Here is a 12,364-nt window from a genome sequence, read left to right on the forward strand (position 1 = left end):
AATTTTAACAATACAAAATTAACCCATGTTCAAGCTAAAACCGGTGTATCAATTATGTCTTGTTTTGTACAGATTATTCTTTAAACTGGGAAGGTGTCATTCCCGTTTGGGCTTTAAAGAATTTGGAAAAGCTGGCATGATCATAGAACCCGAGATCATATACAATGTCTTTCACAGACATTTCGGAAACTTTCAACAGTCTTTTGGCTTCCAGTAAAATACGGTCCTGAATAAGGGATGAAGCTGAAGCATTGAGGTTTTTCTTGCAGACAATATTCAGATAATTGGCAGAAATATTCAGTTTATCTGCATAAAAAGAAACGGATCTTTCTGTTTTGAAATATTCATCAATAAGATGGAGAAACTTTGAAATAATAGGATTAGAATTGTAAATTTCAAAATCTTTGAAAGCACCCTCCACAGATTGGCTCACCAGCAAACCAATCAATTCACTTCTTTTTTGAATCAATTCCCAAAAGACTTTTTCCCCACTCAATTCTTTCTGGATAGCCTGAAATTCATACAGAAAAGTTTCAAAAACTTCCTTGGAAAGATTGATCACCGGATGATTCTGATAATACGAGGCAGAAAACCGTAATGAGGGCAGAAAACTTTCAAACCAATCTCTGCTGATCATCAGCTGATACCCGATGGTTTCTTTTTCAATCACCCATTGGTGTACCTGATCGGGAAAAACAAGATGAATCTGATGGTCTTTAACCTGATATTCTGTAAAATCTATGGTATGCGAACCTACTCCCTTCTCAAAAAGATTGATGATAAAAAAATCATGTTTGTGCGGATCATCAATGGAGCGCGCTCCGGAAAGTTCATTGAACAGCAGATTACAGCTTTTCAACTGATTATCACTAAATTCCTGAATTCCCAAAATAGGAAAATGATCTGTATGGTAAGCCACTCTGCCTGATTTTCTCCTAAAATTACTAAAATTTACGAGAGAAAAAACTAAAACAACCACAAAAGGAACAAAAGCTTTATTGTATCACGCTATCTTCATTTTTCATCTTCGTTCGTGACTTTCGTAAACTTGCATCCCCTTTATGGTTGAAAAAACACAACTAGATTATATATTAATTTATTTAATCCTTTTATTCTAAATTAAAAAACAATGTTTCCATCGTGAACTAAAGACTCTACCTCTGAAATTCTTGATACTGCTTCTGCAGAACAGCTTGCGTTGATCAATACAAAATTTGCTTTATCACCTGACTTTGGCCATTGCTGAGTTCCTTTATCATCCAGCGGAAGAATATTTCCTGTTGCCAGTTTTAAACTTCTTGACAATAAAAACTCTGTTGAATATCCATACAATTGAGCCATTAAATTGGCTTTCTGAAGGATACTTCCGGTTCCGAAAGTATTCCAGTGGTCTACAATGCTGTCATTCCCGGTAAGGACAGTTACGTTATGTTTGTAAAGCGTTGGAATAGGCATAATCAACCTTCCGAAAGGGATTGTAGAGACAATTCCGATCTGTGCGTCGCCCAATTTTTCAGCAATTTCTTCCTGTTTTGCGGCTTCTAATTTTCCAAGAACAAAACAGTGGCTTAAATAAGTTTTCCCTTTCAGAGCAGGGTTTTCAGTCACTTTTTTAATCAGATATTCTACCGTTCTCAATCCCGAGTCTCCGGTTTCATGCAGGTGAATATCAATTCCTTTTTTATGATCCAAAGCCAGCTGAACAGTAAAGTCTATCACTTTTTCGATATCTCCGTCTATGTTGAACGGGTCCACTCCTCCTATAAAATCAATATCCATCTTCGCCGCTTCTTTCAAATAAGGTACGGAATCCGTATAGAACACACCGTGCTGTGGAAAAGCCACCAGCTCAGCTCCAAAGCCTTTCTTTTTGTTTTCTAAAGCTTTCTGAAGATTTTTTAATGACTGAAGTTTTGAAGTGGGTTCAATATTCACGTGGCTTCTTGCAAAGGAAGTTCCCTTAGACTGTAATAACTCAATCAGTTTTTCGGCTTTGAAAGTTGAATTCTTCAGCATCTCAGGAAGCATTTTCTGCTCCAGTTCTATCATTCCTTTTATCCCTCCGGTTCTCTTTCTCACAGCCTGCCATTGATCACCATAAAAGGTTTTATCCAAATGGATGTGCATATCCTTAAATGCAGGAAGCATCAACAGTCCTTTTGCATCTACCGCTTTAGCACTAGGTTGATTGGGTGAAATCTTTATAATTTTTCCGTTCTCAACTTCAACATAAAATAGATCCGTTTGGGTAGAAGACACTTCCCCATTCTGGTATTCAAATCCTGTTTCCAGACGAACATTCTTAAGGCTCATTTTTCCTTTTACTGAAAGATTTTTCTCATCGAAAGGCGATGCAGTCATGATATTGGGTATTAAGGTGAGTCCCGCTACAGCCAACGCTGAGTTTCGGATGAAATCTTTACGGGAGATATTATTGTCTGAGGTCTTCATTTCCAATCTATTTAATACAAAATTAAAAAGAAGTACTCTGAACGAAGTGTATGGTTTATTACAAAATCTGTATGATTTATACTTTGTGGTAATTCCCTGCTGAAATACTCAGTTTATCTTTCTACACTACAACTAAGAGTATCCCACAACGCTTGTCATTCCATAAAAATCCAGATAATGCTGTTTTTACTCTTCTACCGCAGTGACAAAGATTGCGTTGATTTTTTTCAATCTAAACTCATCAAATCAATTTTCTTTTCCATAAAAAAACCGGATCTAAAATCCGGTTTCATTTATTTTTATTTATTTGAATATTCAAATTTTCTCACAGCTTCCAGTGTCATATCAATTTCTTTATCCTTGATCGCATCACTGATGAAGTAAGTTTCATAACCACTTGGCGGAAGATATACTCCATTCTGAAGCATCTGGTGGAAGAAATTATTGAACAATGAATGGTTAGCTTCCTGAGCCTCATCAAAGTTGGAAACACTGCTGATATGGAAGAATACCGACATCATAGAACCTTTTCTGTTGATTCTGTGAGCGATTCCTTTTTCATTAAGAATTTTTCCGATTTCAAAATCCAATGTTTCTGTTGTTTTCTCCAACCTGCTGAAAAATTCAGGGTCATTTTTAATAAGCTGAAGGGTTTTTAATCCGGCTCTCATTGCTAAAGGATTTCCACTTAATGTTCCCGCCTGGTAAACACCGCCTTTGGGTGCAAGATGATCCATGATTTCATTTCTACCAGCGAAAGCTCCTACCGGAAGACCTCCACCGATTACTTTTCCGTAAGTCACCAGGTCTGCTTTTACATTAAAAAGTTCCTGCGCTCCTCCGAAAGCTAATCTGAAACCTGTCATTACTTCATCAAAGATTAATAAAGTTCCGTTTTCGTCACAGATTTTTCTCAGATTCTGTAAGAAATCATTTTCTGGCAATACGCAGCCCATATTCCCCGCAACCGGTTCTATAATCACTGCAGCAATCTCTCCGTGATTGTGACGGAATAAATCCTCAACCTGTTCGAAATCATTGTAACGTGCTAATAAAGTATCTTTAGCTGTGCCCGCTGTTACTCCCGGAGAATTTGGGTTTCCGAATGTTGCTGCACCACTTCCCGCTTTGATCAGGAATGAATCTGAATGTCCGTGATAGCAGCCTTCAAATTTTACAATCTTATCCCTTCCTGTATATCCTCTTGCCAGTCTGATGGCACTCATACATGCTTCTGTTCCTGAAGAAACCATTCTGATCTGGTCAATATTAGGAACATTTTCAATGATGAATTTTGCAATTTCTGTTTCCAGCTCTGTAGGTGCACCGAAAGAGAATCCTTTCTCTGCCTGTATCTTCAGTTCTTCCAATACTTCAGGATGCGTATGTCCTAAAATGGCTGGCCCCCATGAGTTGATATAATCGATATAAGTATTATCATCTGCATCGGTAAGGTAAGATCCTTTTGCCGATTTCATGAAAATAGGCACTCCTCCTACGGATTTGAATGCTCTTACCGGAGAGTTTACTCCTCCCGGAATGTATTTGTAGGCTTCATCAAATAAAGCCGAACTTCTTTGATACTTCATTTTTCTTTTATTTTATTATTTAACCCTCAAAGTAAAGGGTTCCATCTTCTCCTGCATAATTTTTCTGCCCATTACTTATCATGTAATATATCTGAAAAGGATTGCCATTTTTCAAAACGATCATAGCTGGCTCAAATTTTCCGTATAAAACCTTATTATTGGGAAGAATTGTCTTAAAAATCACATTATTTCTGTTATTCGGATCAGGTTCTGAAAGAACAACTAAATGGCTGTCATCTATCAGATTGATTGTTTCATATCGTATAGGATAAACCTCCCGCAAATTTTCATCTGCTAACCCCAAAAAACCTGAAACGTTGGTTGTCAAAATATAAGGTTTACCTTTATAAAACTGCCATCCTACGTATGCTATATCCTGTGTATTGAGAAATACTTTCTTAAGTTTAGGGACATACATCCCGACATAGGTATTTCCGTCCATGATCTCCAGAAAATCAGCTTTGTAATTCCATTGATAACCATCATTATCATATGACTCCAGCATATCCAGATCATCATCATCAAGATCTTCCCTGCTTAATATCAATTTTGCGTTATTTCTGTTAAGCGGACTATAATTTTCCCAACCACTGTCTCTTACAGGATAACTTTCTTGCTTAATATATTTGTCAAGACGCATTTTGGTCTTGATGGAATAGTAATAATAATCCCATCCATCAAAAACCAGATATTTATCTCGTTCTACAGATATGGGTGTATTGGAAATAAATGGCATGATGATAACAGCATTTCGATCTACGATACCAAATCTTCCATTTTGTTCTGCATGAAATCCTCCTATGGATTCATCATAGCTGCTTATACTTCTATATTGCGGCTGTACAGCTATAAATTTATTAACATCACACAATCCCCACAACTTTCCTTTTCTGTAAGGAATATAATTTTGATCCTGTGAAAATATTGTACACGACATGAATATCAGAAATATCGACAGATATTTAGATTTCACATTTAATATTCTCATGGCTTTGGAATCGTTATTAGTTTCGCGGTTTTTTGTCTATTAAATAAATAAGCTGTCCAGCAGATGGCTGCTGTCCTTCATCCATTCTGTTTTTAGCATATAATTTATTTAACTTGATTCCGAATTTTTGTGCGATATCATGCATATCTTCTCCGTATTCAGCTTTATAGGTGGCTGTATTTCCGGTAGAATTTTTAGACTCAAGGAAAACGATGTCATTTTTCTTCAACGTTTCATTTTCAAGCTCATTCCATTTCATTAGTCTGCTTTCGCTTACTTTGAATTTGTTGGCAATGAATTTCACATCGGTATCTTCAGGAATGATAATATATTTCAGCCCGTCATTCGGGTGACTTTTGATAAGAATAGAATTAAGAATTTCAGCTTTCGTTTTGATTCTTTCTACTCTTTTTTGCTGTTGTGCATAAGAAGTCTGTTTGTAAGGAACTTCAACGGTAACTGGTTCTTTCACTTTTCTGGTTGCTTTTGAAGGTTCCAGCTGCGCCATGAAAGTTCTGTCGTCTTTCAGATCCGGATACATTTTAAGAACAGCGTACAATACTTCATTAGAATTGGTATTGTCGTATTCATATAATTTATACTTTTCAATTTTGGAGATAAGAATGGAAGCATAGCGCGGGTTGGTAGCATATCCTGCTTTTTTTAAGCCGGTTGCCCACGCTCTGTAATCTTTCATATCCAATTTGAAAAGGTTAGCGTAATATTTTCTTGTGGATAAAAATATAGAATGGTCTTCATAAGACTGTCTTGGATCGTCGTACACACGGAAGCATTCGTTAGGTGCGTCATCGGTATGTTTCATCGTTCTACCGGTCCAGTCTTCTTTACATTTTATACCGAAGTGGTTTTTACCTTCCTGTGCCAGTCTGCTCTGCCCACCGCCGGTTTCCAGTAATCCCTGGGCAAGAGTGATAGAAGCCGGAATTTTGTATTTTTCCATTTCTTCTACTGCATATTTAGCAAACTTCTGAATATACTGATCTTCGGTTGCCCAAGTCTGGGCTGAAAATTTTGATAAAACTAAAAGGCTTATGGATAGAAAAAGTCTTTTCATCTTATATTTTTTATTGTTTTAAAATGAAAGATGGAACACTAAGTGTTTCATGTTTTTCAATTTTACTTATATAATTAAATTTCTATTCTGTTTTTCCAACAGCAGATTAGCTCCTTCAATTCCCTGTAATCCACCAGTGTGAAAGCACAAAATCTTACTGTTTTCAGGAAAATATTCTTCTTCTATCAGTTCAAAAATCTTCTCCATCATTTTCCCTGTATAAATCGGTTCCAGAGGAATACCGTATCTCTCCTTGAAATCATTGATAAAACGGACGTTTCCATCACTTATTTTACCATAACCTCCAAAACATGAATTTATTAGATTAAAATTCTGTCTCAAAGTTAATTCAAAAATTTTATTTTCCAGAGAAGCATCGTCAACAGCTTTAAATCCTATAACTTTCTGATTCTCTTCACAAAATTTTGAAATTCCTGCAATGGTACCTCCGGTTCCAACTGCGGTGCAAAGATAGTCAAAATCTTTTGTTTGTTCGTTGAGCATCATTTTTACCCCTTCCACAGCCTCTTTATTGGTACCTCCTTCAGGAACTATCAATGCCTCAGGAAACTCCTGCTGAAGGAATTCCGTGAGTTTTTCTTTGTGACGGTATTCTTCGCGGGTGACAAATTTCAGGTTCATTCCATTTCTTTTGGCAAAAAGTAAAGTTGGATTGTCCCGCCATTTATGCTGCAGTTCTTCTCCTCTGATGATTCCTAGTGTTGGAATGCCAGACATACTGCCTACTGCGGAAACCGCTGCAATGTGATTGGAAAAAGCACCTCCAAAAGTGATGATATAAGGATTATCTGGATTTCTTCCCAGATAATGATTAACATTGTGAAAGAGTTTCCAGTATTTATTCCCTGAAATTAACGGATGAATCTGATCTTCCCTTTTAATGAAAAGCTTTACGTTTTTATGAATTGGAATTTCCTTGATGGAAACAGGTTCTGTGGGAAGTTTTAATAGCATTTCAGTTTTACGAATCAGAGTTTATTCTTTACAAAAGTAGGAAAAGATTTAGTGTTGTGACAATTTGTTGTGTTTATCGTTTTTTTACCACAGATTACACGGATTTCTACAGATGGTTGTTTGATACTTTTTTAAGTTTTGGCTAAAGCCGGATGAATTTTGATTTTTTTGATAAAAGGGCTAAAGCCCATTCCTATTGAATTATACAGTACTGCAATGCCAAAATATTCCGGTTATCTTGATGTGAAAGATCTTAATACTTCTGTCATTACAAAGAATAAATCGGAAGCCAGAAGCCTGAACCCGAATCTCGTAACCCGGAACTCCAATGCATCATGCCCTTATTCTAAAGATATTTTCTAAAGTTCCAGAATTTTCTTTTTTTGAGATAATTCAGGTTGTTTTCATTAGCATAGGCTTCTCTTTCAAAGGAGATCCTTCTGTAGGCCAGATATCCGTCTTTGAGTTTAAAAAACCAGTAATAGTATTCAATACCATAGAAAATATAGAAGAAAATGATGAGCATTTCCAGTTGCTGGCGTAAATGAATTTTTTCGTGATTGATCAATACATTATTTTCCTTATCTTCGGGTTTCCTAATGAAGATAAAGGGAAAGAGAGCGATGCCATTAATTTTTAATTTTTTTAAAGGCTTTTGGCATACAATTATCATAGTAACAAATATAAAAAGTTTTTTGACTAGCATTTAACTTATGGCCCATTATGACATCAAAGAAGGTGAAGACTTCTACTATAATGAACAGGGGTACAAGGTTTTTACAGAAAAATTCCATCTGAAAAGAGGATACTGCTGTAAAAGCGGCTGCAGACACTGTCCTTACGGGTACGATAAAAAGACTGATACATTCATTAAAAGTGATAAAAAAAATAAATAAAATGAAAAAATATATTTTTATTTTGTTGGCATCTGCTACATTAGGCTTAACTTCTTGTAGCCCTTTTCAGGTACGTTCAGATTATGCTGAAACCGCCAATTTCAATTCTTATAAAACATATAAAATAAGAATTGATGATCTGAAACTGAATGATATTGATAAAGACAGAGTACTGAATGAACTGTCGAGACAGCTTCAGAGCAAAGGACTTCAGTCCGGAGAAAACCCTGATCTGATTATCAACGTAAAAGCAAATCATAAAAAAATCACGGATATCAATTCCTCTTCTCCTTACGGAATGTGGGGATGGGGCGGACCATTCGGATGGGGTGTCGGCATGAGCAGAACATGGACAACCAATTATAATGAAGGTGCACTGATTGTTGACCTTATTGATGCAAAAAGCAACAAATTGGTTTGGCAGGGTATCGGAAGCGGAATTTCTGTAGATTCTCCAAAAGCGAAACAGAGACAAATCCCGGAGATTATGGCTGAGATTATGAAAAATTATCCGCCACAAAGAAAATAACATTAATGTCATCCATTATATAGCCGGTACGTTTTGTATCGGCTTTTTTTATGGATAAAATTATTAAGTTTTAAGTTTTAGCTAAAGCCCGATGAATGGAATTACAATGTTAAGGCGGACTAAAGCCCACCTCTATTGAATACAGATACAGATATTTAACCACAACATCATTCATCATTCATCATTCATCATTCATCATTCATCATTCATCATTCATCATTCATCATTCATCATTCATCATTCATCATTCATCATTCATCATTTATCACTTATCATTCATCACTCATTATGTATAGCATACAGTGCATTTAAAATTAACAATTTTGTAATTTTTTATTCACAAAAATTGTGGTATTCTTGCTGAAACTTTATACTAAATATTAATTATGAAAAAAATCATTTTATTTTCTGTATTTGCAGGACTTGCCCACGCCCAGGCTCCTGCAGGATACTACAATTCTGCCAACGGACTGAGTGGTGCAGCACTGAAAACTGAATTAAGCAGCATTATCACCAACGGACATATAGATAAAGGGTACAGTGGGCTTTGGACAGCTTATAAAACCACTGATATCGATAAGGACTACGAAAATGACGGAACCATCCTTGATATTTATTCTGAAAGACCAGCAGGTAGTGATCCTTATACTTATACTCCGGGATCTGATCAGTGTGGAACGTATTCTACTGAAGGAAATTGTTATAACAGAGAGCATATTGTTCCTCAAAGCCTATTCAATCAAGCTTCGCCAATGGTTGCGGATATTCACTTTATCAGAGCTACAGACGGGAAAGTAAATGGAATGAGAAGTAATTATCCTTTCGGAAAGGTGGGAAGTGCTTCATTTACTTCACTGAATGGCTCCAAGCTTGGAACTTCTGCTTCTTCAGGATATTCAGGAACTGTATTTGAACCGATTGATGAGTTTAAAGGAGATGTGGCCCGTATGATTTTCTATTTTGTAACCCGTTACCAAAGCAAACTTTCAACATTTTCATCAGGAAATATGTTAGGAAGCTCTACTTTTCCGGGACTACAGACCTGGGAACTTAATGTTCTACTGGCATGGCATAATCAGGATCCTGTTTCTCAGGCTGAGATCAAAAGAAATAATGCTTCATATACTTTCCAGGGAAACAGAAACCCGTTTATCGACAATCCAAATTATGTTAACCTTATCTGGGGTTCTCAACAGCCCTCAGGTGACACTCAGGCACCTACTGCGGCAACAGGTCTGAATGTTTCAGGAACAACTTCCAGCAGTATTTCTCTTGCATGGAATGCTTCTACCGATAACGTAGGCGTAACAGCTTATAATGTTTATATGAACGGAAGTCTGCAAACTACGACAAGTTCGACTTCAACAACCATTTCAGGGCTCACTCCTTCTACAACTTACAGTTTTTATGTAGTAGCGAAGGATGCCGCAGGAAATTCATCATCAAACAGCTCAACAATTTCCGGCACTACTAATTCTGGCGGTACTACTCCGGGTACCAGCTGTGCCAATGAAAATTTTGAAACCATTCCTGCAGCCAGCTCTACCTATACAACGAGAACGTGGAGCAACGGAGGTACTTCCTGGACAGCAACGGATGCAAGAACAGACCAAACTATTAACAATAAAGCGATTACGGTAAGAAACGGTTCTTTAACTTCCGGAAGCTCTGCAAACGGTATTGGATCTTTAACGGTAACTACGCAGCTTAAATTCTCAGGAACCAACGGTACTTTTGATGTAAAAGTAAACGGAACTACCGTAGGAACTATTCCTTACAGTACTTCAGTTACAACGACGACCATTAACAATATCAACATTTCAGGAAATGTAGTGGTAAGTCTGGTTAATACTTCATCAAGCAACAGAGTGGCTATTGATGATCTTGCATGGACATGTTATTCCGGATCAAGTGCAAGAATGGCTCAAAGTAAAGCTACTGAAACTACTTCTAACAGTTTTAAAATCTCTCCTAACCCTATCACCAATCAGGAAATCTTTGTAAAAGGAGATCTTCAGAAGGTAAGAAAAGCGGAGATTTATAACCTTCAGGGGAAAACTCTTCAGACGATTGATCAGCCTTTCAGAAATGGAAACTCTATTAAAACAAGAAATCTTGGTCAGGGAGTTTATATTTTGAAGCTGGATCAGGTAACGATGCAGTTCTTAGTAAAATAATTCAAATACTGATTTGATATAAAAATGCCGGTTCTTTTTGGACCGGCATTTATTTTTTTTAACTCTCGCAGATTTTACTGATTGAGCAGATCTTTGTAACGCAGAGATTTTATTTTTCTAATGTTTTATTTTAGAGGACAAAGAGGAATCAGCAAGCTGATCTGGCTAAGCAAATGGTTTAATTTCTTTGCTATATTCTTTTAGTTCAGGGAGATTTTATCCAGGTCCGGATATCCTGACCCTTTCAGAAGGTCTTTCCATTCTTTATTTTTGAATACGAAGAGATTACAACGGTATTCGTCCGGTTTATTATCTATTTTGGTTTCACAGTAGTAATAGAGCATATCTCTGTTTCTCCAGATGGCAACTTCCTGTCTGAATTTATTATGAGTCTGAATGATTTCATTGTCTTTAACTTCAGATTCAAAACCTTCGCGGATGGTATCAAAGCTAGGTTTCTGAAGTGTTTTATTCAGATTATCCAGAAGTGCTGTTTTTTCGTGTTCTGTATAGATATCAAGCTGATACATTCCCAATTCATCTTCTTTTTCATTAGCAAGCGGGCCGATTTCCTGATCTACTTTTCCAAAATGCAGAAGGACTTTATTGGTATTTTTATTATTTTTTCCTTCTAAATCTATCCCGTTGAAATGTAATAATTCTTTTGATGAAAAAGCCAGCTTTTCATTTCCGATCAGCGTAACGTCAGTGGTACGTACAGCATCCTTAGCCGTTGCTCCGGCAGATTTTAAAATTTCATTGATATTTTGTCCTACAGCAATTTTAGCAAGATTGAAGGGCTCTGTCTGAGTACTTCCCTGTGTTTCAACAAAAGACTCAGTCTCTTTATTTTTCTGATGTCCGCATGAAGCAATTGCCAAACAGACTATTGGTATTACTATATATTTCAATCTTTTCATAATGTTAGTGTTAGTATGCAGTTATCAATAATAGAACAGAAAAAAAGTAATTGAAGTATCCGGAGATGCTTTTTTATTTATTGCTTTCTATTTTTAAGCCCTATATCTAGTTCATATACTTATACCATGGAGACGCAGGAGGTGTTGGATATTTCAACCCAAAAACTGCGTTATTACGGTAAGCTTCTTTTGTCACAGAAATGTACTTATTTCTTATTTTCCCATCATCTTCAATGGAGATACTTAATATGGAATAATTTTTCCCGTCATCCCAGAAGAAAGAAGTAGGATATGTAAAGGAATTTTTTTCATTTTGATTCCATGACACTTTTTCCGGAGAAAGTTTTTTAAGCTTTTCAAAAATAGGTTTTACCAGTTTGGGATCTACCGTGGCTTTATCTGTAATAGAAGCAGTAGGATTACCATTCTTTTTTACTATTTTTTCTACAAATTCCAGAGAAGATTTTTCGGCAGCATTGGTGTCGAGAGCTCCTACTTTTCCTTTGTATACTGTAATCCTTGTACCCATGCTATTATCTAATGGTATATTTCCGTAGGTTATTCCTTTGTTTTCATCAGCATAATATTGAATGATATCAGCTTTTGCTCCATCTTTCAGAAATAAGTCTTTGTTTTCAAAATCATACTTCTTTGCATCCTCCCCTAATGAAACTGATGACAGGTCAAATGATTGATTTCCACAACAGATATTGATCAATACTACAAAAATCAATACCAGCACTCTTGCTTTTTTCATCATGCTA

At 36.4% G+C, this 12,364-nt stretch carries 13 protein-coding genes; 4 read left to right on the forward strand and 9 right to left on the reverse strand.

The genetic code is table 11. The features are described 5' to 3' along the window. Window positions 1-73: 73 nt before the first annotated feature. The 6 genes from RHP76_RS08630 to RHP76_RS08655 all read right to left on the reverse strand — a co-directional run bounded on the left by RHP76_RS08630 (window position 74) and on the right by RHP76_RS08655 (window position 7,078). Window positions 74-919 carry an AraC family transcriptional regulator gene (locus RHP76_RS08630; protein WP_062674278.1) on the reverse strand — a complete coding sequence of 282 codons (846 nt, stop codon included), beginning with the start codon at window positions 917-919 and terminating at the stop codon, window positions 74-76. A gap of 200 nt (window positions 920-1,119) precedes the next feature. Beyond that, window positions 1,120-2,451, reverse strand: a complete 1,332-nt coding sequence (locus RHP76_RS08635) for an amidohydrolase (protein ID WP_311229972.1) — start codon at window positions 2,449-2,451, stop codon at window positions 1,120-1,122. Between the two features lie 299 nt (window positions 2,452-2,750). After that, window positions 2,751-4,040: a glutamate-1-semialdehyde 2,1-aminomutase gene (hemL, locus tag RHP76_RS08640; protein ID WP_311229973.1), complete on the reverse strand. Its 1,290-nt coding sequence runs from the start codon at window positions 4,038-4,040 to the stop codon at window positions 2,751-2,753. 19 nt (window positions 4,041-4,059) lie between these two features. After that, on the reverse strand, window positions 4,060-5,028 hold the full coding sequence (locus RHP76_RS08645) for a hypothetical protein (protein WP_311229974.1): 969 nt from the start codon (window positions 5,026-5,028) through the stop codon (window positions 4,060-4,062). Between the two features lie 16 nt (window positions 5,029-5,044). Then, complete coding sequence (locus tag RHP76_RS08650) at window positions 5,045-6,103, reverse strand: glucosaminidase domain-containing protein (RefSeq protein ID WP_062674272.1); 1,059 nt, start codon at window positions 6,101-6,103, stop codon at window positions 5,045-5,047. A 66-nt stretch (window positions 6,104-6,169) separates the two neighbouring features. Then, entirely contained in the window at window positions 6,170-7,078 is a 909-nt protein-coding gene (locus RHP76_RS08655) for a 1-aminocyclopropane-1-carboxylate deaminase/D-cysteine desulfhydrase (protein ID WP_311229975.1), read from the reverse strand. A gap of 168 nt (window positions 7,079-7,246) precedes the next feature. Between RHP76_RS08655 and RHP76_RS08660 the strand changes: the two genes are divergently transcribed. Beyond that, entirely contained in the window at window positions 7,247-7,441 is a 195-nt protein-coding gene (locus RHP76_RS08660; RefSeq protein WP_311229976.1) for a hypothetical protein, read from the forward strand. Here the strand turns inward: RHP76_RS08660 and RHP76_RS08665 are convergent. Continuing rightward, entirely contained in the window at window positions 7,425-7,751 is a 327-nt protein-coding gene (locus RHP76_RS08665; RefSeq protein ID WP_120231980.1) for a hypothetical protein, read from the reverse strand. The genes RHP76_RS08660 and RHP76_RS08665 overlap by 17 nt on opposite strands. 40 nt (window positions 7,752-7,791) lie before the next feature. Here RHP76_RS08665 and RHP76_RS08670 point away from each other — a divergent pair, with 40 nt between their 5' ends. From RHP76_RS08670 to RHP76_RS08680, 3 genes are all read left to right on the forward strand, one after another. Next, entirely contained in the window at window positions 7,792-7,974 is a 183-nt protein-coding gene (locus tag RHP76_RS08670) for a C1orf53 family protein (protein WP_047434227.1), read from the forward strand. Window position 7,975: 1 nt separating this feature from the next. Further along, window positions 7,976-8,503, forward strand: coding sequence for a DUF4136 domain-containing protein (locus tag RHP76_RS08675; protein ID WP_047434230.1), 528 nt, complete (start codon window positions 7,976-7,978; stop codon window positions 8,501-8,503). Window positions 8,504-8,889: 386 nt separating this feature from the next. Beyond that, a complete protein-coding gene (locus RHP76_RS08680) occupies window positions 8,890-10,680 on the forward strand; it encodes an endonuclease (RefSeq protein WP_311229977.1) in 1,791 nt (596 codons plus the stop codon). Window positions 10,681-10,880: 200 nt separating this feature from the next. Here RHP76_RS08680 and RHP76_RS08685 read toward each other — a convergent pair whose 3' ends face one another. Both RHP76_RS08685 and RHP76_RS08690 read right to left on the reverse strand, forming a co-directional pair. After that, on the reverse strand, window positions 10,881-11,600 hold the full coding sequence (locus RHP76_RS08685; RefSeq protein ID WP_123279365.1) for a hypothetical protein: 720 nt from the start codon (window positions 11,598-11,600) through the stop codon (window positions 10,881-10,883). Window positions 11,601-11,706: 106 nt separating this feature from the next. Further along, window positions 11,707-12,360: a hypothetical protein gene (locus RHP76_RS08690; RefSeq protein ID WP_311229978.1), complete on the reverse strand. Its 654-nt coding sequence runs from the start codon at window positions 12,358-12,360 to the stop codon at window positions 11,707-11,709. Window positions 12,361-12,364 lie beyond the last annotated feature (4 nt).

This window comes from Chryseobacterium sp. SG20098 (assembly GCF_031844745.1).
In the GTDB taxonomy this organism is placed as follows: Bacteria; Bacteroidota; Bacteroidia; order Flavobacteriales; family Weeksellaceae; genus Chryseobacterium; species Chryseobacterium cucumeris.

What these genes read in the sequence shown, in the direction of transcription:
- RHP76_RS08635 (WP_311229972.1), bottom strand. Translation starts at nt 2,451, where the DNA reads ATGAAGACCTCAGACAATAATATCTCCCGTAAAGATTTCATCCGAAAC.
- hemL (WP_311229973.1), bottom strand. Translation starts at nt 4,040, where the DNA reads ATGAAGTATCAAAGAAGTTCGGCTTTATTTGATGAAGCCTACAAATAC.
- RHP76_RS08645 (WP_311229974.1), bottom strand. Translation starts at nt 5,028, where the DNA reads ATGAGAATATTAAATGTGAAATCTAAATATCTGTCGATATTTCTGATA.
- RHP76_RS08650 (WP_062674272.1), bottom strand. Translation starts at nt 6,103, where the DNA reads ATGAAAAGACTTTTTCTATCCATAAGCCTTTTAGTTTTATCAAAATTT.
- RHP76_RS08655 (WP_311229975.1), bottom strand. Translation starts at nt 7,078, where the DNA reads ATGCTATTAAAACTTCCCACAGAACCTGTTTCCATCAAGGAAATTCCA.
- RHP76_RS08665 (WP_120231980.1), bottom strand. Translation starts at nt 7,751, where the DNA reads ATGATAATTGTATGCCAAAAGCCTTTAAAAAAATTAAAAATTAATGGC.
- RHP76_RS08670 (WP_047434227.1), top strand. Translation starts at nt 7,792, where the DNA reads ATGGCCCATTATGACATCAAAGAAGGTGAAGACTTCTACTATAATGAA.
- RHP76_RS08675 (WP_047434230.1), top strand. Translation starts at nt 7,976, where the DNA reads ATGAAAAAATATATTTTTATTTTGTTGGCATCTGCTACATTAGGCTTA.
- RHP76_RS08680 (WP_311229977.1), top strand. Translation starts at nt 8,890, where the DNA reads ATGAAAAAAATCATTTTATTTTCTGTATTTGCAGGACTTGCCCACGCC.
- RHP76_RS08685 (WP_123279365.1), bottom strand. Translation starts at nt 11,600, where the DNA reads ATGAAAAGATTGAAATATATAGTAATACCAATAGTCTGTTTGGCAATT.
- RHP76_RS08690 (WP_311229978.1), bottom strand. Translation starts at nt 12,360, where the DNA reads ATGATGAAAAAAGCAAGAGTGCTGGTATTGATTTTTGTAGTATTGATC.